This is a genomic window from Thalassotalea agarivorans (assembly GCF_030295955.1).
In the GTDB taxonomy this organism is placed as follows: domain Bacteria; phylum Pseudomonadota; class Gammaproteobacteria; order Enterobacterales; family Alteromonadaceae; genus Thalassotalea_D; species Thalassotalea_D agarivorans.
The window spans coordinates 1,902,311-1,926,989 of sequence record NZ_AP027363.1; the positions used below are offsets into that span (position 1 = coordinate 1,902,311).

13 protein-coding genes are annotated in these 24,679 nt (G+C 42.9%); 7 read left to right on the forward strand and 6 right to left on the reverse strand.

Going from position 1 to position 24,679, the window contains the following annotated elements; translation table 11 throughout:
• Positions 1 to 50: 50 nt before the first annotated feature.
• The 5 genes from QUD85_RS08910 to QUD85_RS08930 are packed head-to-tail and all read right to left on the reverse strand — an operon-like array spanning position 51 to position 15,332.
• Positions 51 to 650 (reverse strand): OmpA family protein, encoded by a 600-nt coding sequence (locus QUD85_RS08910; RefSeq protein WP_177168930.1) that lies wholly within the window; start codon positions 648 to 650, stop codon positions 51 to 53.
• A 1-nt stretch (position 651) separates the two neighbouring features.
• The gene (locus tag QUD85_RS08915) at positions 652 to 2,019 is read right to left on the reverse strand and encodes a TolC family outer membrane protein (protein WP_093331670.1); all 1,368 of its coding nucleotides are present in this window, start codon (positions 2,017 to 2,019) and stop codon (positions 652 to 654) included.
• 5 nt (positions 2,020 to 2,024) lie between these two features.
• A complete protein-coding gene (locus tag QUD85_RS08920) occupies positions 2,025 to 3,347 on the reverse strand; it encodes an HlyD family type I secretion periplasmic adaptor subunit (protein ID WP_093331668.1) in 1,323 nt (440 codons plus the stop codon).
• Positions 3,340 to 5,463, reverse strand: a complete 2,124-nt coding sequence (locus QUD85_RS08925) for a type I secretion system permease/ATPase (RefSeq protein ID WP_093331666.1) — start codon at positions 5,461 to 5,463, stop codon at positions 3,340 to 3,342. The genes QUD85_RS08920 and QUD85_RS08925 overlap by 8 nt, the downstream gene beginning before the upstream one ends.
• Complete coding sequence (locus QUD85_RS08930) at positions 5,454 to 15,332, reverse strand: T1SS-143 repeat domain-containing protein (protein ID WP_093331665.1); 9,879 nt, start codon at positions 15,330 to 15,332, stop codon at positions 5,454 to 5,456. Before QUD85_RS08930 ends, QUD85_RS08925 begins: the two co-directional genes overlap by 10 nt.
• 354 nt (positions 15,333 to 15,686) lie before the next feature.
• On the opposite strand from QUD85_RS08930, the gene QUD85_RS08935 reads away from it, so the two are divergent.
• Together QUD85_RS08935 and ubiG are read left to right on the forward strand one after the other, a co-directional pair.
• Positions 15,687 to 15,917, forward strand: a complete 231-nt coding sequence (locus QUD85_RS08935; protein WP_093331662.1) for a TIGR02922 family protein — start codon at positions 15,687 to 15,689, stop codon at positions 15,915 to 15,917.
• 65 nt (positions 15,918 to 15,982) lie between these two features.
• Entirely contained in the window at positions 15,983 to 16,690 is a 708-nt protein-coding gene (gene ubiG / locus QUD85_RS08940) for a bifunctional 2-polyprenyl-6-hydroxyphenol methylase/3-demethylubiquinol 3-O-methyltransferase UbiG (protein ID WP_093331660.1), read from the forward strand.
• A 16-nt stretch (positions 16,691 to 16,706) separates the two neighbouring features.
• Here ubiG and QUD85_RS08945 read toward each other — a convergent pair whose 3' ends face one another.
• Positions 16,707 to 18,248 (reverse strand): glutamate synthase-related protein, encoded by a 1,542-nt coding sequence (locus tag QUD85_RS08945; protein ID WP_093331656.1) that lies wholly within the window; start codon positions 18,246 to 18,248, stop codon positions 16,707 to 16,709.
• A 532-nt stretch (positions 18,249 to 18,780) separates the two neighbouring features.
• Here QUD85_RS08945 and nrdA point away from each other — a divergent pair.
• From nrdA to QUD85_RS08970, 5 genes are all read left to right on the forward strand, one after another.
• Positions 18,781 to 21,051 (forward strand): class 1a ribonucleoside-diphosphate reductase subunit alpha, encoded by a 2,271-nt coding sequence (gene nrdA / locus QUD85_RS08950; protein ID WP_093331653.1) that lies wholly within the window; start codon positions 18,781 to 18,783, stop codon positions 21,049 to 21,051.
• A gap of 49 nt (positions 21,052 to 21,100) precedes the next feature.
• A complete protein-coding gene (gene nrdB / locus QUD85_RS08955; RefSeq protein WP_093331651.1) occupies positions 21,101 to 22,231 on the forward strand; it encodes a class Ia ribonucleoside-diphosphate reductase subunit beta in 1,131 nt (376 codons plus the stop codon).
• Positions 22,232 to 22,270: 39 nt separating this feature from the next.
• Positions 22,271 to 22,570 (forward strand): class I ribonucleotide reductase maintenance protein YfaE, encoded by a 300-nt coding sequence (gene yfaE / locus QUD85_RS08960; RefSeq protein ID WP_093331648.1) that lies wholly within the window; start codon positions 22,271 to 22,273, stop codon positions 22,568 to 22,570.
• Positions 22,571 to 22,751: 181 nt separating this feature from the next.
• Positions 22,752 to 23,969 (forward strand): M24 family metallopeptidase, encoded by a 1,218-nt coding sequence (locus QUD85_RS08965; RefSeq protein WP_093331645.1) that lies wholly within the window; start codon positions 22,752 to 22,754, stop codon positions 23,967 to 23,969.
• A 155-nt stretch (positions 23,970 to 24,124) separates the two neighbouring features.
• Positions 24,125 to 24,679 (forward strand): septation protein A, encoded by a 555-nt coding sequence (locus tag QUD85_RS08970; RefSeq protein ID WP_093331643.1) that lies wholly within the window; start codon positions 24,125 to 24,127, stop codon positions 24,677 to 24,679.

Sequence of the window (24,679 nt, forward strand, 5' to 3'; positions counted from 1 at the left end):
CCAGCCACTAATCAGCGTAACCATTATTGGCCAATTGTTGCAGAGAAACTTTACTTAATTTCACCTGTTTTTTCCTGATCATAGATTGTCCAATCTTGCACAAATTCTTGTTCATTTGGCCAGACTAAGATAGCGACCAAACGATGCTCACGAATGGTGAGTGTTATCGGTAAATGATGCAGATGACTATATATTTCCAGAATAAAACGTTCCTGTTTAATACCTTCGCTCACCAATTGGTTTAGAACGGTTTCAACACGACGTTCAGCTAGGTTTTCATTGTACTTGTCAGTTCCTTCAATACTGGTGTCGCCAACGAGAAACAACTGCGTTTCAGGATTGTCTTTCATCAACTTGGTGATACCACTAACTTTTAACTGTTCGGCCGTAGTTAAGTCGTAACGATCAAAACCAAACGCTATCTCTTCCACTACCGCATCGTGATGAAGCTGTCTTTCAGGACAGCCATCGTTGTCTATGGTCGAGCCTACGGGCGTGTCAGGACAAAGGTCACGAGCATTAATCACACCATCATCATCTTGGTCGTTAAGATCGTTTACTTGCTCCTGCTCAGTATATATCTCAGGATCTGACGCACATCCTAGCAGTAACAATGGCAGTAGACACAACATTGCGAATGTCTTGTTCATGTTATGCGCCCTCCTCATCAGCTTGCTCTTCAGTGTCGCTCGTTTCCTCTTCTTGTTCTTCTTCATCTTCAAGCTTCCATGCCTCTGGTGTATTAACACGCAGTGCGGCAATAAGGCTGCCTGTCGCGTTGAACAAACGATAGCTTGCTTTATACACATCTCGAGCTGAGTTTAGATAATTTCTGCGCGCAACAAAGAGCTCGACCTTTGCATCTAAGACATCAAGCAACGAACGTTTACCTAAATTAAACTGCTGCTCATAGCCTTTCGACGCCTTAGTCGCAAAATCAACGTTCTGTTGATAAAAGGTCTTTTGTTCTTTTACGAATGAATACGCATTCCAAGCAAGTGTAGTACTTTCGACGATTTGCTTGTATGTCTGATCCCTAACCGCTAAAGCCTGTTGATAGCGCCATTTAGCGGCCTCTGTACGGGCGTTAGTGCGTCCACCGCTATATAAGTCATAGCGAAAGGTAAGCATTACTCTTGCATCGTCGTCTTCGCCCTCATAGCCCCCTATATTTTCGTTTTTGTTCAGTTCTAGCTCTAAGTTTAGCTTTGGCCAATATTCAGAGCGCTCTCGTTCCACTTGTTCATCGGCTGCTTCTACGTCAAGCTGAGCCGACTCCCCTTGAGGATGGGCCATTCTCGCCATCTCAAGCGCGCCGTCTAAACTGTCAGGGATAAACTTCATATCCGGTTTAGGTAAATCAAGCGCCTCTGGCATTTTGCCAACTAAATCGAAATAACGAGCTCTTAAATCAAACAATTGGTTTTTTGCTTGCAGCAAGGAAGACTGAGATACCGCTAAGCGCGATTGAACCTGCGCGACATCTGCGGCGCTACTTAGCCCATTGCTAACGCGAGACTGAATATCAGCAAGAATATCTTTGTGGTCTTGGACATTTTGCTCTGACAGCTCCACCAAGAATTCCGCATTCATCACGTCGAGATACACTTCAGAAACGGCTAATGCTAGATTCTCTGCTTCAGCGAGCAAGGCTTTTTGATCCGCTTTTGCTTCATAATCTAAACGAGCAACATCCGACACCGTTCGAAAGCCCTCAAACAAACTTTGTGTAATGCGCAAACCGAGCTCTCTGCGCGTCAAATCGGAGTCTACTAAGGTGCCACTATTATATTCTACATATTCATAGCCTATCCCTGCATTTAGGCTGATTTGTGGCAAGTAATCACTGAAGGCCTCGCGTTTGTCACGATACTTTGCTTCAAACTCGGTATACTTCTCAATGATCACCGGATGTTTGAGAATCGCATCAGCTACCGACTGCTCCAATGTATCGGCAACTGCTACATTAGCTCCTACAATACTTGCCATTGTGAACAGTATTTTATTTATTCTACGCATATACGTTAAGGCTCCCTCATCGCAGTTTGCTTAGCTCGCAGCAAAGGTTTTAACCAATACTGCAGCACTGTTTTTTTCCCAATTAAAATATCAACACTCGCTTGCATACCTGGAATAATGGACTGCTGTGCAATCGTAGAGTCATGTGTTTTTATATGAGCCTCGTAATAAGGCTCACCATCTTCTGTCTGTTGTACATCGGCACTAACATAAACCACGTCCCCTTCTAGGCCTCCGTATACAACAAAATCAAATGCCGTCAGCTTAACCTTTGCCGGCATACCTACCGCGATAAACGCGATATCTTTTGGTAGAATTCTTGTTTCCACAATAAGCTGATCGTCCAAAGGTACTATTTCCATAATCGGTTGCCCTGGTTCAATAACACCGCCTATCGAACGCTTAACAATATTCTTCACCGTTCCTGTAACCGGTGACCTTAAATGGGTTTTATCAACTTTATCCTGGAGCCCTTTAATATTTTCGATGACTTTCGCTCTGTCGACACGCTTTTGGTTAATCTCGCCACGCGTTGTCGCTAGAAAATCAAACGCTACATTTTTGTGTTCTTCAACCGCCTGCTGTTTAGCCGCTTCTAACTGCAACATATTGGCTCTTGCACGATTAAGCTCTCCCGATACAGAGACCTGCTCTCGCTGTAACTTTATCAGTTCCATTTCTGCAACCGCGCCACTCTCAACAACGTTTTCAGTCATCGAAATTTCCTTGTTTAGTAATTGCAACCGTTGACGTAGCGCTGAAATATTAGCCTGTTGTTCAGCTATGGCTTGTGTTTGTTGAGTAATTGTTTCAAAAGTTTGGTTGGCACTAGAGCGCAAAAGCGACATACGGGCATAGTAAGCTTGCTCTGTCCTTAACCAAATATCCTCGGGCATGTCAGCCGGCTTCTCTAGCGACGTTGCATTTACAACAACCCAAGGCATTTTATCTGATGAAACTTGCACACTATCAAGCTCGTTAGTTAGGCGAAAAATCTGTGCATTTAATGCATCTAATTCATGTTGGCCTTCATTAAGCTGAGCGTAAAAGCGCGTTTGTTCCATTTGTAGTAAAGAATCGCCTTTTTCAACCCGCTGCCCTTCTTGCACATAGATTTCATTAAGCAAACCACCATCGATGTTTTCAATGCGCTGTACCGCACTTGATGGCACGACTTTACCCTCGCCAACCACGACTTCATCTAATGAAGAAATAGCGGCCCAGACAACAACGGCTATCAGAAACAGTGCAATTAACCAAATTGCGCGACGGGCATGTTGTGCCGCTAGCTTTTGCGGGTGTGCGTAATCTATGGGTCTATTACTCATTTAAACCTCCATTTTCGTTCGAGGTTTTAACTGCTGGTTTTTTCTTAACGCTTCGAATACGGGAAGTTTTTGATGCAAAGAATTCTTTGGCAGTTAAATCACTCACCACCTGTCCCTGCTCTAGGGTGATTATGCGATCACAAACTGCTAATACATTTACTTTGTGGCTTGCAACAACGAGCGTGCTGTTGATTTGACGTAAGTACGATATCACTTGTCTTTCGGATATTTCATCCATTGCGGTTGTTGGCTCATCCATGAGTAAAACGGGAGCTTTATGCAAAAACGTACGAGCAAGCGCAACCGATTGCCTTTGCCCTCCCGACAAGTTTCGCCCGCCTTCACCTACTTGTGTTTCTAGTCCTTGATTTAATCGCGAGATAAAACGAGACAGACCGCTGTAATTTATCGCCCTAGATATATCAACCGGTTCACATTCCTCTTTACCATAAACAATATTGTCTAATACCGAGCCAAAAAAGAGCTGCACAGGTTGCCCTATCCACGCAATAGACTTGCGCAGCACAGACTTAGGCCATTGCTGCTGCTCAATACCGTCGTAAAAGACTTGACCTGTTGTTGGTTGAATAAGCCCAGCTAGTACTGAAATCAGCGTAGATTTTCCTGCTCCAGGTGGGCCGTACAGGCCAATTTTTTCACCGGCTTTAATGTTGAAATGTAAGTTAGATAACGCATGCGCAGGCGCTTCTTGATATTTAAAATTAACGTCGTTAAGTTCAATATCACCCGTTAGTGGCATTTCCGTCGACATCAATTGGCTTGTCTGTTCCTGCTCAGTACTTAATATTTGCTCAATCCCTTCTAAAGCACTCGCCGTTTGTTGATACTTAAGAATGATAGAGGCTATTTGACTGACACTCCCCGCGACGCGGCCACTAATCATCACCATCGCAATCAATGCGCCCATACTGATATTGCCTTGTTGAATTTGAAAAACACCAAAGCAAATCAAGCCAACAGTGGTTAATTGTTGGATAGAAGAAATAGAATGCGTTAAGAAATTCGCGTGTTCGCGCGAGCGGTTCTGCCAATATGACATATGGCTAACAATGGTTTCCCATTGCTGTTGGTTTTGCGCTTGCCCACCTAATTGCTTAATTTCTGGCAATTGATTTAAAGACTCAATCAAGTGTGCTTGGCGCTGATTGGCGTGTTTTGCTGCTTCCTCAACACTATGCTGTAAGCGTTTTTGCATCCACAAACTTGCACTAATTATCAGCACAATGGCAAAAAATGGCACTAACACCATAAAGCCGCCTAGCCACACGATTAAGCATAAAAACAGTAAGACAAAAGGCAAATCGACCAAAGCGACCAATGTCGCTGAAGTAATAAATTCCCTAACCGTATCAAATTCTTGAATTTGCTTTGCGTAAGCACCAGAAGATTGAGGGCGCTGTTCTAATCGCATACCCAGCACTTTGCTATATATCACCGAAGAAAGTTTTAAGTCTATTTGATAGCCGACACTGTCGGTGAGTTTGGTACGCGATTGCTTTAATAAAAAGTCAAAACACAGCGCAAAGAATACTCCAACGGCCAAGACCCATAGCGTATCGATAGCGGCATTAGGTACTACCCTGTCGTAAACATTCATGGTGAACAGCGGAATAATAAGCGCCAGCAAATTGACAAACAAAGACCCTAATATAAGCGCTTTATAAAATGGTTTTGCTTGTTTAAACATGGCGACAAGCCAATGTTGATTGTCACTATGAAACGCTTTACCGCGCGCGTCAATTGCACTGCCGTAGTTAATTTGCCAGCTATGTTCAACACTGAGCGCTTGAAGTTGTGCGTTATCCAAAGTTTCGCTGCCCCGCTCAGTGACTACGTCAAAGCCCGTGGCTGTTTCTTTTAACACCGCGATCATACCCGTACTCGTTGCCAGCAATGCAGGCAGTGCAAGCTTACTTATATCCTGCTGCTGAGGACTATAACTAAAACCACCGTTATCTAGCATTTTTTCCAGATGAAAATCCGACAGTGCTCCGCTTGGAATGCCCACCATAAACTGCTCTTTTAATACACTGCCGCCAAACGTCTTAGCGATTTGATTCAACAGCGCTGCGCTTGCTTCAGCCGTTATCGCCATGGCGTATCTCCTTGATTGACAAGTTCATCCATGGGCGGCTCAAACTTATTGTTGGCATCGATTGCTTGCTGATGCTCTGTGTCTTGCTCTGTGTATTCTCGCAACATATACACAGTTTTTAGGTCTTTAACGTTAATACCAGTTAGATCGCCGTCTTCTTTAATGCTAATTAATTGGTTAAGTAGCTCAGTTTCTTCAAGGGTAAGACCGTCGACATAACGATCATAATCGTCTGTGTCAGGACGACCACCAGCACTGCTATCTACTGTTACATCTATTGTTTCCACTTGACCTAAACGTTGATCGCCATCCAGCGTAGCTGTTGGCGTTAGCACAAGAGAATACGTTTGGCCATCCTCCGCGCCTAGCAAGGCAAGCGACTCTACATCGGCAAAATCAACAGTATATGAGCCATCTGGATTTTCCGTTCCAGCAGACAGCGATAAACCATCAGCGAGTCCAGTAACCAGTAGGAAGCCTTCCTCTCCGGGCGCCGGATTAGTCAACGCTAGCGATAAACCTAAATCGATACTCGCAGGGTCGGTTGCGGTTACATCATCCACGGCAAGCCAAACCGGTGGATCTGCAGCAGGCGTTATATCCAACACTAAGTTAAAGGTATCTGAGATAGCAGATACGGTTTGTGTGTCACCTAATATACTCGCACTATCTTCTGAACCAATTTCAATCGTAATATCCATATTACCGAACGCGATACCACCAGGGTTAATACCAAGGCTGTTTATTTCACTCGCACCGAGGGTGATTTCAGCAACAAAGTTACCTGCGCCATCAGATTCAAATAAACCTCGACGAATGCCCGCTTGAATCGTTGCTAACTCTTCAATACCCACTAATGCGCTGGCGTCAGAACTTGCATTTATCGTGACTTTTATGGTGATTTGTTCACTGCCATCTGTATCGGTATTAGCAACACCAAGCGAGACGACAGCAAGGTCATCTTCGTCTACTGTTATCATATCTTCAGGTGCTGTAAATACATCGACTTCATCTGCTACAGGTAGAACCGACACAATAAAATTTGTTGAGGTTGTGACAAATTTGGCGGGCTCTTGATCTTGCGTTATCGCATTAAACGTTAATGGCACATCACCAGAAAAATCTGCGGGAGGAATAAATACAACGTTGTCCAACTGACTTGCATCTACAGTGAAAGAAAACGTATCTTTACCATCAAAAGTGCCGCCATCTTTACCATTGTTTGGCGCGATAGTTATGCCGCCACCGCCATCGGAATATCCTATAGAACCGCCGGTTGGAACCCCTGTGATGGTCAAATAAATATTTTCTGAACCATCTTGGTCGATAAGCTGCGAACTTAAATCTGACAGAGCAATAGCGCTATCTTCATCACCTGTTACGTTGTCACCAGTAATAACAGAATTATCAGTGACGGGTATCACATCAAATTGATATGACACGTCAAACGCTGCTTCGTCAGTTGCTAAGCCAGAGCTGATTGTCGCTTGATCAATAATGAAGCCTGATAGTTGCACTGTCACCGCATTTTCACCTGAAACATGCAGTGGCGCTTTGATGGTAGCGCTTCTAATCGCGCTGGCGAGTTCTTCCGGCGTAGTACCAGTAAAGCGATATGTGCTATCGGTTCCCGCGACTAATTGAAAGAATCCTCCATCGTCGCTTATTTCTGCACCATTGGTGGTAATAGTAAGGTTATTCGTTGGATCTGAAGCGTCGACTTTAATCGACTCTATACCGCCGGCCGTCAATCCTCCATTATTCATATCATCGAACAACAAGATTTCAGCTATAGGAGTCGCTGTATCTTCGTATAAAACATATTCTTCTTCGGTAACAACGACACCGTCAACAACGGGAGTTATATCAAACTCTAGAATTTGACTATCATCAATGAAGGTATCGCCTGAGTCAGTGTCGGTCGCAATTACCCGAATCGGAACAGAGAAAGATCCAGCAAAATCAACTTCAATTAAGTTGCCATCTTCATCCTCTTGCGACAGTACGATTTTAGTATTCGCCCAACTATCTTGGTCAAACAAATACTCTATGAGTCCGCCATCATCATTGTGCAGATAACGTACTCCTCCGCCAGTAAATGTTAAACCTGGTGGCATATCAGATGCTTTTATTCTAAAGCTGATAAGATCGTTGCTGTCATCAGACAGATTAGGGTTTATATGCCCCTGAAAATCGATAGGTAAGTCTTCAACGCCGTCTATGACACTGAGTTGCACTTGGTCTACAGGTGAAGCGAAAGACGGAGTTGTTGTACCGTTAAACTGCACTTCTATCGTACCCAATATGCCATCTCTGTCTTCATGATCAACAACACTGCCATGCACGACAATCGAGACTGGACCGCTGGTAGGGTTTGCACTCAATACTGTGACACCAGCGAGCACATCTAAGTCAGATTCCACAACACCATCAACACTAATGCCTTGAAGAGGTATATACCAACGACCATCGCCATCAGGCAGTGCGCCATTGGGATGTGTTACATACCAATCATTGCCCGAAGGCACGGTAAGGTAGACGTAGCGTAGTTCTTCACTACCATCGATATCATCTTCAAAAAACTTAACGGTACCTGTTAAATCGATTGCCCCACCGTCACTAACTAGCACGTCATCAGTTGTTTCAAAGCGAGTGAACAAATCAACATCGCCATAAATTTCTAAATCTAATTGCGCAGTCACTACAACTGGGTCGCTAGTCTGCGTGGTTGACGAATCGATAATGGTGTATTCAAGCTGAACGCTAAAATCTTCGTCGGAATCTTTCGGAGGCAAAAGTCCCACGCGTCCACTGTTTAACAGGTCATTGATGGTTGGCGAGATACTGTCTATTAATGTAGATAGATCTATCGGACCCGTTGATACTGCAACACCGTCTAGCGTTATCTGCGCGCCAGCGGGAATACCAACAATGTTAACAGTTACTATTGATTCACTACCGTCAACGTCTTTACCTAAGTTTTTTAATGAATCGTCTTCAAAATCAGGATCTAACGTACTCAGCGTTTCGTCTGTAGCAAATTTAAGTATGACAATTTTATCTTCAGTACCACGCTGAAAGTTGTATAGCGCTTGCGGGTTTTGATCGACGACAGGGAAAACATCAATCGAAAGCGTTAAATCAAATGTTTGGTTATCGCCATCAGGTTCCGAAACAACGGCCTGAACACCAAAGTCCAATAAACCAGAAAAGTCTTCAACGGGACGAACAAACAAGCTTTTCAATTGTTCGGCAGTCACACCAAAAACGGGGTTGCCACTTTCAAGCTTAACCACTTCTAAATTAACAACATTACCATCTGCATCAACAAAATTAATGCCGTCTGGTACTGAAGTAAGTAATAAATTAATATTCTCTGATCCGTCTATATCGCCGGTTTTTATCAGAAAATCTAACGGTATATCAGTATCTTCATCAAACTGTGCTGTATTGGTGATAATACCGTTGTCTACATCATAGGACCAATTATCCCCGACATCGACATCTACTGTATCAACCACACCGGTTAATTTTACTGTGAGGGTTTTTGGGTCGGTTCTAAAGTCATCACCAAACTCAGGTATGCCATCAATTTCTGAATCGGTTGAAATAGCAACGACAGAAATATCAAAATCGCCTGCAGTAAAACTACTGATATCTTGTTTAGGAATAATCGTATAATTTCCCGCATCAACATCGACACCGCTGACTTTGAATACATTGCCACCTAAATCTTCTATAACTGCGCCTCCACTCGCCGCTATTGTCCAATCGTCAGGCAGCGTTAGTTCATAAGAGATCTCTTCAGAGCCATCTAAGTCGGTTAGTTCAACTGCAATGAGCTCGTTAACTTGAATAGGCTCATCCTCTAAGCCTTGATAGCTCCTTACTTTTAAATCAACCACTTCGTCAGCAACCGGTTGAACGTTGATATCTATGGTTAACGGCGGAAGTTCAAAGGTATCACCATTTTCTGGCTCTCTTGAAATCGCAACAACATCAAAAGTAAGTAACCCCGCGACATTCAGTGCGCTCGTTGCCACAAGCGTTTGTATTTGTGTTGGGTTTAACACAGTACCATCATCGATAGCGACTTCTTGCCCATCTTCGGTAATTGTTAAGGTTAAGCCATCATCAATACTTTCGATACGATAAGTCAGACGCTCAGAGCCGTCAGTGTCGAACAAATCTGCTTGTAACATGATAGGAATTGGACCGCCATCTTCAATAACACTGCCGTCTAAATCGGGGTTATAAACAAAGGTAGAGTTGTCAGTATTCCAAATCGGCGCATCGGCAACTGGCGTAATATTAATTTCAATTGTGTTAGATACAGGGTCTTTTATCGTGCCATCGCCAGACTGGATCACAACGTCTACGATCAATTTTACTTGTTGCGACTTTATTGCATCACTTGCGTTTAACGCGGGCGTATATATCAGTGTGCCGTTAGGAATTGTATTTCCCGTACTCAAGGTAACCAATTGGTCACCCGTCAGCTCTAATTTTCCGTCTACTACTTTAATATCTTCTAACGAGCCGCCTAGGCGCTCCAATTGCATTGTACCGCCGTTAAGTGACGCTTCATCAATGCGAATAGCGATAACCTCTTCACCTAAATCTAAGTCTCCAGGTAGCGCTTCAACTAATACTTGTACCGGTGTATCTTCTGGCGTGGTGGTATCAAAGCCAATAATACTGCCAGAACTATCTTTAATACGAATATCAAGCTGGCCTGATGTTGCATCGCCATCATTATCGGTAATAACGAGCGAAACAATGTCGTCATAAAACTCAGCAGTGCTTGAGTAGGTGTTACTCGTTACGGTTATAGAGCCATCTGCTGAAAACTCCAATTCACCATACTTGACAGCAGGCGACTCGGCAAAATCAAACAATTCAATCACATCACCAGGGAAATAGGTCGTCTCGTTGTAAAATATCGACGTTAAAACTCCACCATCAGCTCCTACTTCCGTGCCATCTAACGCGTTAACAGTAAAACTCTCACCTTCTGTGACTTCTTTTGAAATCGATTTAGTGGTTGGTACGGCATCTATCACACTTACAGTAACCGTCTGGCTATTAGACCTATCGCCGTCAGCATCTACAGCTTGTACGTCAATAGAAATGGTTGTTTCATTTTTATCATTGCCAAGCGGATGATCGATAGCTTGAAATTGCTGGTAAGTAAACGCACCTGTTTCATCTATTTTTATTTGAAACACTTTGTCGTTTGTATCTGCTGCCCGAGCTATGTACCACCCCTTGTCTGTAGGAGTTGTATCTAATGTTACTGCTATACCACCGCGCGTTGTTACACCTGTTAAGGTAAACCCGTCAGCAAGTTCGACAGCGACAATATCGTCACTGCCTTGATTCAAGTTAATTTGCCCCTTGCTCGTGACTTTATCTATATCAACATCAATGAGCTCACCTTCATCAACACTTGAAGTAGCAACTGCAGGGTCTGTTAACGTTGGATCTCGGCCGTCATCGACGTCAACCATTAGGATTTGATTAGAAAAAGTACCATCTATATCAACAACTGAAATTGGTACTTGAATGGTGAGTTGGCTGTCTTGGCTACCTAAATGGTCAATAGGTCCTCTTAACTCAAAACTGATTGGCACGTCAGCCGAAAGGTTCGGGTCTAATGCTATTTCCTTAGGTATTTGAACGCGGATAATGTCAGTACCATCGGCGAGTTGTCCAATCAAAATACCGTTCCCTTTATCTATCCAGATCACGGCTTCACCATTTGAAGTAACAGCATTGCCTAAACTGTCTAGTACGGGGTCGTTATTAAACACAAAAAATACGATAGAGGTTATCGGATCGGATGCGCTCGTAATTGATGCTACGCCGCTATCAAAGTTTGTAAATGGCGACGTTCCTCTCGGTATTTCTGAAACATTTAACGGGTCAATATCGATTTGCGCCGTGCCATCATCAGCAACACTGATATCCAACTCAAATGTAGCCCTGTCTTGATCAGTATCGAGAGCGACGATTTTTATTGGGATCTTGTCTGAATCAGTCTGATCTAACGATTTGTAAAGCGTAAAAACATAGTTAATGGGTTCTCCACCAGCTCTCAAGGTAATAGTTTTGTCTAGTTCTAGAGAAAAAACTGGGTCTGCTATATCTGCGGTATAACCTATCAATGTTTTACCATCTGCTGATACAAAGAAATTAATTTCTTCTCCATTTGAATACAAAATAGGTTGTTGCGATTCTGGCGCAAATAAGCTGAGAGCGACAGCATCCGACCCTGGTTGTAATTGAAACTCCCCTTGCCCTTGCACGGGACCAGAAATCAGTTGTGCTTCTGACAACGCAACAGCTTGAATGTTAACGCCTGTTGGCAGTGCACCATCGACTATTTCAACTATGATGGGTTCGTAGCGAATAAAAGTAAAATCTAAATCCTGTGCGGTAATAAGTAGTGGAAACTCCAATACGTTGGTTAGCGTTGGATGACGCAATGGCGCAAACTGCTCAACGTCAATCGTTGCGGTGGCGTCTCTGCCATTCGCTACAGCTGAAATTGAATAGGTAATAACCACACCTGTAGAGGTTTCACCAATAATCTGCGTTTTATCTTCTGATAGTGAAAATTCAACCAATTCGGCATTACTGCTATAATCAAGTGCGTTCAAGGCTGCTGCCGCAGCATTGGAAAAGCGAGTACTTTCTGCAACGATAGAATCGGAACCCGCTGAAATATCAACTGTGAACGAGTTTGTAGCGCTATCGCCAAACAAAGGTTCAACATAAGAAGTAAACTCTATAGAGTTGGTACCTGCACTACCATCTAGCACTTGGAAGACAGCATTGGCTCTGCCGTTGGTACCATCTGCATCTTGTACGACATATCTGATTGCAAGACTTTGCTCTATACGATTATCTAGATCATTTGCCGCTGTAAATCGATACAATCCATTGGATCTGACAACCAACTCTCCAAATTCTGTATCAATTACTGTGTCACTTGACGGATCTACTGTGTATGTTGTGCCACCTATCTGAATTTCTGTCAGCGTTAATGGACCTTCAATGGTATAATCGTTAGCGACAAACGAACCGAAAACAGCCTGCCCTTCTCTCGCTGTAGCGCTGTCGTCTACTGCAAAAGGCGGCGTATCTACAATCACTAGCTCCACTGGTATTTCAATAGCATCTATGGTGCCATCACTATCGATTTGCGTTGCCTGTACCTTGACAAAAGTATTGAGAATAGCGGCACGAGCGGCCTCGTCAAAGGGTTCATATAAACGAAAAACAATACTTGAATCAGTAAGCTTCATATCTAACGCTATTGCGCCACTTAAATCACCGACAAAAAAGTCTAGTTGCTTACCATCGGCGCTGCGCTGCATGACTAATGGTTGTCCGCTACTAGTAATGCTTGATAGATCGGCTTGGTCGATGGCAAAAACTAAATCTCCATCCGGCACATTGATGCTGGCAGTCGACGATGCAAATTCAAAAATATCGAGATAAAACTCAAACAAACGCGCTGTCCCAGGAACATCGATAAGTGGCAAGGCGTCGTCATTAGCATTACCGGCAATATCACTAACTGCAGCATCAACTGTCCAATCACGGTTTACGTCCAATGATGTAATATCAATACCGTTTGCTTGCCACGTACCACCGCTAACTGAAGCATCAACGGTGTAATCTGTCACACCATCAGAAATCGTTAATGTAACAACTTGCCCATCTTCGGCATCTGTGGTTCCAGAAATTGTAGTTAGTGCACCAAATTTCAATGCAAACGTGTCAATGCCGTCGACACCTGTATCAATATCTATTAAAGGTGGCGTCGCGTCTTTGTTAACCGTGATTGAATTTACCGCTAGATTACAATGAGTATCTTCACTTTGTGCTGTTAGGGTTAACTCTCCATCTGCCAATGCGGATAAATCGCTGTTATCTATTTCCCAAAGACCGTTTTCTACCACAGTATCAAACGTAACACTGGCGCCAACACTATCAGTAACCGTAATTTGAACCGTTTGACCGTTTTCAATATCAGAAACAGATCCTTTAATCGTGGTTAATCCAACTTCTTTCTGATTAAGAATACCGTCGCCACCAGATTCAATTGACAGGTCAATAGCTGCAATTAAATCAAGGTCAAAATCTTGTGCTATGGTTGCTTCGTTACCTGCATTGTCACTCACTACAGCGCTTGCAGTAACATTGCCATCGGCTAAACTGGTGAGATCTAAAGGCTCGGTTTGCCACATTCCACCTATAACCGTAGCTGTTACTGTTTCAGTCGCACCTACACTATCTGTTAGTGTAAGCGTAACAATATCGCCGTCTTCAATATCAGTTACCGCGCCTGACAGGGTAAATCTCTCGCCGACATCGGTACATTCCGCCGACACATTGATAGATAGATCTGCGATGTTATCTATTTCTGCGGTTGCTTGCGTTTGCGCGACATTACATTGTAAATCTTCTACTGTCGCAGCTGCAGTAAACTCGCCGTCAGCAAACGCTGATATATCAATTGCATTTATTTGCCAGGTTTCGCCTGATACAACAGCAGAGGTTTGAAGTTGTTGGCCGTTCACATCGGTCAAGGTAACGTTTATCGTTTGACCATCTTCCACGTTTTCAACGGTGCCAGATAAATTAACTCTGCTAGATTCTTCGGCGTTGATGATTGAATCGTCTGTCTGATCTATCGTTAACGAGAGAATGGCCGTTGTATCTAAGGTGAAGTCCGACTGCGTTATTGCCTCGTTGCCTGCAATATCAAATACGGTAACGTCGGCGGTAAGATTGCCATCGATAAATGGTGTGGTGTCTAGCGGGTCGATAACAAATTGCCCACCGTTTACTACAACATCATACGACGATTGATTGCCGCCAGTATCAGATATGATAACAGTAGCTGGTTGCCCATCTTCTACTTCCGATACTGTGCCGGTAAGAGCGAATGTTTGTCCTTGGTCTGTACAGGTTGCGGTTACTTGCAACGCTACTTCAGCCATCGTATCGATAACTGATGTATCTTCAACGGTTGAGGTAGCCACTTGATCCGCTGATAACGCTATTTGCGCGCTAATAGGCCCATCAACAAAGCTTGATACATCAACATTATCAAGTTGCCATAATTCGTCTTGTGCCATCGCCGACAAGGACAGCGTATTGCCAGCACTATCGACTAATAAAATAGCTAATTCAAAGCCATCTGGTACGCCGGACGCTTCACCTGAAAGACCAATTGACGGAGTTTCTGCGCGATTAATAAGCTCATCACCCCCGTCTAAAATTTGAATAGATAAGTCGGTCGCGCCGCCATCGTCATCAAGCAAATAAGAGGGAATTTCGCGAGGTGACGTATCAGTTATGAATCCCGTAGTATCAAAACCTGAGCGCACGATTTCGTATGCGCCGGGATATTTAATGACACGAAAAAATAGTGACAAACCGTCATCTAATGTGGCGGACTGTCCATTATTAGCTTGCTGTTGTTGTGACGATTCCGGTGATTCGGCAACGGATTGCTGCTCGTTCTCCCATTGCTGGGTTGATAAGTAAGTTTTTTCTGGGGGGTATTCTACGTTATCTTTTTCGGTAATAGGTGATAATACATCTATTTCATCTTGCGAAATTGAAGATACTACAGCGTAAGGTACTGCAACCACTTGCCCCAAAATAGGCAGGTATGGTGTTTCCTGATCGTATACCAAATCTTCTCGGGTGAAGTAGACTTGTTCGACACCTTGTTCAATAGCGTCATTGAAAGCCGCATCATCTAATTGTAACCATTCACCGTCTTCAGTTACTAGCCACGCCACATCTTCAATAACTATTAATACAGACTTTGCTAAAACACCTTTCATAACGCCCCTTCAAAACAGGAAAGAATTTAGGACAGCTTATTTAACTATATACCAATATAATCAGGCAGTTGTAAAAAATATGTTAATTCTTTATGTACTGGTTATAACACGATTAGCGCACAAGGTTAAATGTAAAATTCATTCAATGTTATTAGTAAAAATTTTCGGGAGCTTTCAAGAGCTTATTGATAATGGAAGATAACGAATAGCTCGTTACATTTGCATGCACAAAAATCAACTAAACCTCCCTTATTAAGCTGTACAAAAAGTAACAAATTTCAACGACTTCCCTACATTATTTTATTAACATGAGATTTACACTTACCCCACTAGCACAAACATTTGGAGTAAGTGATGGATAAGATTTCTCAAAAAAGTGTCACGGTGTTTTTCTTTGAAGAAAATGCCCTGCAATTGTCGAGTCAAACCATTTCTGGCATTCAAGTTAATGGTGGTCGCGTCATTCTGCCAAAATCATTTAAACAAGGTAAGTCGATTATCGCCGTGTTTGAAGGCCGAGTAAAAATGCTCAATGTGCTTGGCGAACGCGCTATGCCAACAAAACAGTTCTCAATTGCAAGTTAGCAGATGTAATCACTGCGACATTAGTTTAAAATCTTAGTAATTCTAGAAATTATTAACGTTGAACTATGTCGCAGCAAACTAATGTTAACTTAGACGAAATCGCCAAATTTGAAGAGGTTGCTCATCAATGGTGGGACCTTGAAGGTGATTTCAAACCCCTGCATCAAATCAATCCACTTAGGCAGCAATTTATCATTCAGCATGTTAAAGATGTGTTTGGTAAAAAAACCATAGATGTAGGCTGTGGTGGTGGTATTTTATCTGAAAGCTTAGCGCGCTTAGGTGCCAAGGTTACCGGCATTGACATGGGCCAAGAGCCACTCAATGTAGCCAAATTACATGCCTTAGAAGCTGGTGTAGAAGTGGACTATCAGCGCATTCCAGCTGAAGATATGGCGCAGCAAAATATGGCGGCATTTGATATTGTTACTTGCATGGAAATGCTTGAGCATGTGCCAGATCCAGCCTCAATTGTGCAAGCCTGTGCCGATATGACAAAGCCAGGGGGCTATGCATTCTTTTCTACGCTGAACAAAACGATTCAATCATACTTACTTGCCATTGTTGCAGCAGAAAAAGTGCTCAAACTGGTACCAAATGGTACACACGATCACGACAAGTTCATCCGACCTTCAACACTGATTCAGTGGGCAGAAGCTGCAGGGCTTAAGTGTATCGACAGCGCAGGTATTCAATACAATCCGCTAACACAAAATCATAAGTTAAATGATTCTTTGGACGTTAACTATATTTTAGCGTTTAAGAAGCTATAAACGATTTGAGCGGTCTTTACAGACCGCCTATTCCCGCATATTTTATTCCTGTTAGCTGCGCCATGTAATGTCGCCATGTCGCTAAATCGTTTTGGTTAAAACCAGAAAGCGAGTCATGTCCACATGCTCTTGCCATCACCTGCATCAGCTCATTCGAAGCATTGAAGAAATTAGCCAGTTGCTGCGCAGATTTGTCTACATTCAAACGCTGTCTTAAATCTTCTTTTTGAGTAGCAATGCCCGCTGGGCAATTGTTGGTATTACACATTCTGGCAGCAACGCAACCAATCGATTGCATAGCACTGTTCGACACCGCTATACCATCAGCGCCCAGTGCTAATGCTTTAACAAAATCAATGGGTACACGCAGCCCTCCGGTGATAATAAGCGTTACATCACCCGATTTACCCACTTCGTCAAGGTATTTTCTCGCGCGGGCTAGCGCGGGAATGGTAGGCACACTAATGTGGTCTCTGAACATTTCTGGCGCTGCACCTGTGCCACCGCCACGACCATCTAAAATGATGTAGTCTGCACTGGCATCTAATGCAAATTGGATGTCTGCTTCAATATGGTTTGCGCTAAGTTTAAAGCCTATTGGTATTCCGCCAGTGACTTCTCTCACTCTATCTGCCTGTCGTCTAAAATCATCGACCGTGACTAAATCTGCAAAGGTAGGCGGCGAAATCGCGGCTTGCCCTTCAGGAATACCTCTGACTTGAGATATTTTTCCTTTATTTTTATTACCGGGCAGATGCCCTCCTGTGCCTGTTTTAGCGCCTTGTCCACCTTTAAAATGAAAGGCCTGTACATGTTTTAATTTTTGCTCATCAAAACCAAATTTAGCACTGGCAAGTTCGTAGAAATAGTGAGAGTTTGCTTGCTGTTCTTCAGGGAGCATGCCTCCCTCTCCCGAGCATATGCCGGTTCCTGCCGCTTCAGCGCCTTTAGCCATAGCAAGTTTCGCCTCTTCCGATAGTGCGCCAAAGCTCATGTCGGAAACAAACAATGGCATACTCAATTTAAGCGGTTTTTGCGCATTGGGGCCGATAATAAGCTCACTCTTTACTGGCACATTTTCCTGCAGGGGTTTAGTTGCCAATTGCGCGGTCATGATTTGAATATCATCCCAATGTGGCAGTTTATGTCTAGGCACTCCCATTGAGGTCATTGGCCCGTGATGCCCCATTTTAGATAAGCCTTCTCGCGCGAGCTGATGAATAAAGGCAACGGTTGGTTCTTCTTTGGTCGCCTGAACTTGAGGTTGGTCCGTATTTGACGTGCTAAGTTCAGGCCCCTCTTTACCGACATCTTGTGCCGTAAACTGCTTGTGGCTGCCATCACAAAAAGGCGTGTTTGCGGAATATTTGCATTGGCAGAGATAAGCTGTGTCATCCGCATCTGCAACAAATGACTTTGGCTTAAACGATGTTCCCGCGTGAGAGCCGTCGCAAAAAGGCTGGTTTTTACTTTTACCGCACGCGCAAAAATAGTAAGTTTCATCCTTCTTCAATTCAACGCTAATCGGTTTATTATCTGCAACAATTGGCTTAGTCATGTCTACTCCGCTTTGAGTGATATAGCATTACTGTAGTTGCACGAAGCAATTTTAGACAAATAAATACCAAATTTTGTACCAATACTGCACCAAAAATAGGCAGCTTAAATGGTGGCAATTAAAACGCTTTTTTTGACTAAGTAAAATTGTTCAAGGATTAGCCGATTTTTCAAGTTATTGAATTTAAAACACTAAATTTTCTTTATTACAAAATGAAATAAATGACGTAAAACTTTAATAAAATTTATTCTATAGCCAAAATTTAACCTTAAAAAAACCTTGTTATTTATTAAATACTAAGTTCAATAACACTCCTAGGTTAGTTGTTACTAACCTAGAATTTTCTTCGTAGAAGAGACCCCTTTCGATCATAATTTTTAGTGCTTGCAATAGTACCCAAACCTCATTATCTTGTGATTAAAGAATAACTAAACCCCTAGATATTGTGCATATGTTGTGCAGCGCTTACACAAGATATGTACATTTATGTTTTCAGGGACACTAAACATAAATAGGTAATTACGGGACCGCTATGAACAGCAATCTTTTTGTTACAAAAAGAAATGGCGAAAAAGAGCCAATTGACCTCGAAAAAATCCACCGCGTTATTACATGGGCAGCCAAAGGCCTAGACGATGTTTCCGTATCGCAGGTGGAACTTAAATCTCACATTCAGTTTTATGACGGTATAAAAACCGAAGATATTCATGAAACTATTATCAAAGCAGCCGCTGACCTGATTTCGGAAGAAACGCCAGATTATCAGTACTTGTCTGCCCGATTATCTATTTTTCATCTACGCAAAAAAGCCTATGGCCAATTTGAGCCACCAACGCTGTTTGATCATGTCAACAAGCTAGTGAAAGAAGGCAAGTATGATGAGCATTTGGCAGAAGATTATAGCCAAGAAGAATTTGAGCAAATGGACGCGTTTATCGACCATAGTCGCGACCTCACCTTTAGTTATGCCGCGGTTAAGCAATTAGAAGGTAAATACCTTGTTCAAAACCGTGTTACTGGTGAAATTTACGAAAGCGCTCAGTTTTTATATGTACTTGTAGCGGCATGTTTGTTTGCGAAGTATCCAAAAGATACACGTATGGATTACGTAAAAGGTTTTTACGACGCTATCTCTACGTTCAAGATTTCATTACCTACGCCAATTATGGCGGGTGTACGTACACCGACACGCCAATTTTCATCTTGCGTATTAATTGAAACTGGTGACAGCTTAGATTCTATCAATGCAACATCAAGTGCGATTGTTAAATACGTATCACAACGTGCAGGCATTGGTATTAATGCTGGCCGCATTCGCGCTTTAGGTAGCAGTATTAGAAACGGTGAAGCATTCCACACTGGCTGTATTCCATTTTATAAGCACTTTCAAACGGCTGTTAAAAGCTGTTCACAAGGTGGTGTGCGTGGTGGCGCTGCAACCCTTTACTACCCGCTGTGGCATTTAGAAGTTGAAAGCTTATTAGTGTTGAAAAACAACCGAGGTGTTGAAGAGAACCGTGTTCGCCATCTAGATTACGGCGTACAGTTCAATAAAACCATGTATCAGCGTTTGATCAAAGGCGAAGACATTACCTTGTTTAGCCCGAGCGATGTGCCTGGCTTATATGATGCATTCTTTGAAGACCAAGATAAATTCGACACGCTTTACAAACAGTATGAAGCGGATGACAGCATTCGTAAGAAACGTATTAAAGCGATTGAAATCTTTACCTTGTTTGCGCAAGAGCGTGCAAGTACTGGCCGTATCTACTTGCAGAATGTTGACCACTGCAACACGCATAGCCCGTTCAACCCAGAAGTGGCCCCTATTCGTCAAAGTAACCTTTGTTTAGAAATAGCGCTACCAACTAAGCCGCTGAAGGATGTTAACGATCCTGATGGTGAAATTGCACTGTGTACGCTTTCAGCGTTTAACTTAGGCGCAATTGAGAGCTTAGACGAACTAGAAGGTTTAGCTGATTTAGCGGTGCGTGCATTAGATAGCTTGCTTGATTATCAAGACTACCCAGTACCCGCTGCACATACCGCTACAATGGGACGCAGAACGTTAGGTATAGGTGTCATTAACTACGCCTACTATCTCGCTAAAAATGGTGTGTACTACTCAAATGGCAGTGCCAACAACTTAACGCACAGAACGTTTGAAGCCATTCAATACTACTTGATGAAAGCGTCAAACGAATTGGCAAAAGAAATGGGCCCTTGCCCACTGTTTAATGAAACACGTTTATCACAAGGTCTTTTACCTGTAGATACATACAAGAAAGAGATCGACAAAATTACTGGTGAACCATTACATCTTGACTGGGAAGGCTTAAGAGCCAGCATTAAAGAGCATGGTATTCGTAACTCTACGGTATCGGCGCTAATGCCATCTGAGACCTCCTCCCAAATTTCAAATGCAACGAATGGTATTGAGCCACCGCGCGGTCATATTAGTGTAAAAGCTAGTAAAGACGGTGTGTTAAAGCAGGTTGTTCCTGAGTACAAAAAGTTAAAAGACAACTATGAGTTACTTTGGAATATCCCTTCTAACGACGGCTATTTAGAGCTTGTTGGTATTATGCAAAAGTTTGTTGACCAAACAATTTCTGCAAACACCAACTACGACCCAGCCAAGTTTGAAGGCGGTAAAGTACCGGTGAAACAAATTCTAAAAGATATTCTTAAAGCATATAAGCTAGGTGTAAAAACCTTGTATTACCATAATACTCGCGATGGTGCTGACGATAGCCAAACAGACATCGATGATGGCTGTGAAGGCGGTGCTTGTAAGATATAACTAACGCATACGAAAAGCTGCACTAGGTGCAGCTTTTTCAGGAGCAAAAATGACATATACAACGTTTAATCAAACCGCTAATGACGCGCTTAAAGAACCGATGTTTTTTGGCCAAAGCGTTAATGTTAGCCGTTACGACCAACAAAAATTTAGTAACTTTGAACGTTTGATCGAGAAACAATTATCCTTCTTTTGGCGTCCAGAGGAAGTTGACGTATCTAAGGATAGAGCTGACTGGCAGAGCTTAACGCCGTCAGAGCAGCACATTTTTATTTCAAACCTAAAATATCAAACACTGCTTGATTCAATGGCGGCGCGTTCAGTTAATGCTGTGTTACTGCCTTTGGTTTCTTTACCTGAATTAGAAACGTGGATTGAAACATGGGCGTTTAGTGAAACAATTCATTCACGCTCTTATACCCATATTTTGAGAAACTTGTTTTCTGATCCAAGTGAAGTGTTTGATGATATCGTCGTCAACCCGGCAATCTTAAATCGCGCTAGCAGCATTGCTAAGTATTTTGACCAAGTTATTTTGGCCACTCAGCTTTTCCAAACACAAGGCGAAGGCAGTTATGAGATTAATGGCGAAATAGTTGAAGTGTCTGAGCGCAAGCTAAAAGAGTTACTTTACCTCGCCATATGCAGTGTTAATGCCCTAGAAGCGATTCGTTTTTACGTGAGCTTTGCTTGTTCATTTGCCTTTGCGGAGCGTGAATTGCTTGAAGGTAACGCGAAAATTATCAAGTTGATCGCACGTGACGAAGCCTTGCATCTAACGGGCACACAAACCATTCTTAACTTGTGGCGCAATGGTCAAGATGACGATGAAATGACTCAGATTTCACAGCAACTTGCCGAGCAAGGTAAGCAGGTCTTTTTAGATGTTGTAGAACAAGAAAAAGAATGGGCTGAATATTTGTTTAAAGACGGTTCAATGATTGGTTTGAACGCTGAAATCTTAAAGCAATACATTGAGTATATTTCTAATCAACGTATGGCAGCGATTGGTTTTGACGCGCCGTTTGATGTTAAAGCGAACCCACTACCATGGATTAACGCTTACCTTTCAAGTGACAACGTTCAAGTTGCACCACAAGAAACTGAGATTTCGAGCTACCTAGTAGGTCAAGTAGACTCTAGTGTATCGAGTGACGACTTTGATGACTTCGATCTCTAGTCGTTTCACATTTCGCTTCATGCGCTAAGGATATAGCGCATGGAGCTTCCTACTTCTTCAGCCAAGGATGCGCAAAAAGATGAGCGCAAAGCCGTTGTTATCGACGGTCAAAAAATCCCTTTTACCCCAGAAGATAAAACCCTCCTAGTTGCACTAGAAAAACACAAAATTGACGCGCCTTATCACTGCCGCGATGGCTTTTGTGGCGTATGTCGCGCAACCTTGAAACGTGGGCAAGTCGCCTACCCTAATGGCGAACCGCTCGCTTATGTTGGTGAAGGTGAAATATTGCCTTGTTGCTGCATACCCGTTACCCATATCGAAATCGAAATAGAGTAGCCCTTAGCCCTTAGCCCTTAGCCCTTAGCCCTTAGCCCTTAGCCCTTAGCCCTTAGCCCTTAGCCCTTAGCCCTTAGCATTGTGTTTAAAATAACACGTGAAAACACAAGATTTCCTCTTTTACCTCCCTTAGTATCAGTGTATATTGTATATCAATTGAATATTTACGCTTGGATGTAACATGACAATAGGTGTTGGTGGCTCAACTGCAGAGCAAGAATTAGCTAAATTAACTGATATGACCGCAGGGATCTCTCCCATTTCTGCACAGGAATTCAACGCACGCATTGAAAAGGCGCAAGCCTTGATGACAAAACATGATATTGCCGCAACCTATATCAATGCAGGTACTAATTTGTATTACTTTACCGGTACTAAGTGGTACGCAAGTGAACGCATGGTTGGCGCGATCATTCCTCAGCAGGGCAAGATTGAATATATTGCACCTTATTTTGAAGTAAATACCCTCAATCAATATATGACGATTAAAGGCGAAGTAAATGCATGGCAAGAACACGAAAGCCCTTATTTACTGTTTATCAACGCGCTGCAAAACATGGGCATTAGCGAAGGAAAAATAGCGTTAGATGAATCAACTGCATTTTTCATTGCAAATGGTATCAATGAACACGCGTCACAATACCAGTTGGTCGACGCAAAACCTGTGACAGCAGGCTGCAGAACACAAAAGTCAGACGCTGAAATAGCCCTCCTTCAGCGCGCAAAAGATATGACATTAGAAGTACATAAAGCGGCAGCCCGTATTTTGCGCGAAGGTATTAGTACGCAAGAAGTTACACAGTTTATCAACGAAGCACATAAGCGCGTGGGCGCAAGTGCAGGTTCTTATTTTTGTATTGTACTGTTTGGTGAAGACTCTTCTTATCCGCATGGCGTAGCAAACCCAAAAACACTCGAAAAAAATGAGGTGGTGTTAATCGATACAGGTTGTCAGTTAGAAGGATATAACTCTGATATTACTCGTACCTATGTATTTGGCGAGCCTAACCAGCGACAACGTGATATGTGGCAAGTTGAAAAAGATGCGCAAGCGGCGGCGTTTTCAGCGGCACAAATTGGCGTTCCATGTGGCGACGTAGACGTAGCCGCCCGTAATCTTCTAGCGGAGCGTGGCATGGGGCCAGACTATCAAACACCAGGTTGCCCTCACCGTACGGGACACGGTATCGGCCTAGATATTCACGAGTGGCCTTATTTAGTGCGCAGTGACAGAACACCTTTGGCTAAAGGGATGTCCTTTTCAAATGAACCGATGCTCGTTTTGCCGGGCGAGTTTGGTATTCGTTTAGAAGATCATTTTTATATGACGGACAACGGCCCTAAGTGGTTTACTGAGCCTTCACATTCCATTGACGATCCGTTTGGTTATGAAGCGTAGCACGAGCAACAGGCTTTAGGGCTTTAGGGCTTTAGGACTTAGAGAAGTCGGTTGTTGAATATCAACCGACTTTTTAATTTTAATGAGTTTGCCGCTTTCATCTCCCCTTTCCCTCCTATACAATCAAACCACTTTGAATAAACAAGAGCCTTCAAATGGAAGCATTATTAGAGTTTTTGCCACTCATTATTTTCTTTGTGGTATATAAATTTGTTGATATTTATTGGGCAACTGCCGCGTTAATTGTCTGCTCAGCACTTCAAGTGCTTTATTTTGTTGTTAGAAAGCAACCTGTTCCTAAAAAACATTTGGTGTTGTTTGGGCTAATGGCTGGCTTTGGTGGCTTAACCATCTTTTTGCAAAACGATTTGTTTTTAAAATGGAAGGTGACCATCGTCTATCTTCTGTTCGCCGCAGCACTTTTAATATATGACAAAGTTCTGAACCAAAATTTACTCAAGAAAATCCTAGAAGAAGCGTTTGATGCACCGCAACAAGTTTGGCGAAAGCTTAATTATGCTTGGGTGGGCTATTTCCTATTTTTCGCTGGCTCAAATATCTATGTCGCTTACAACTTCGACCAAGAAACCTGGGTACAATACAAAGTGTTCGGTTTAACCATACTCATGTTTGTCGGTTTAATCTTTACTATCGTTAATCTATACAAATACATTCGTCCAGAAGAAGAATCTTCAGAAAACAAGGAATAA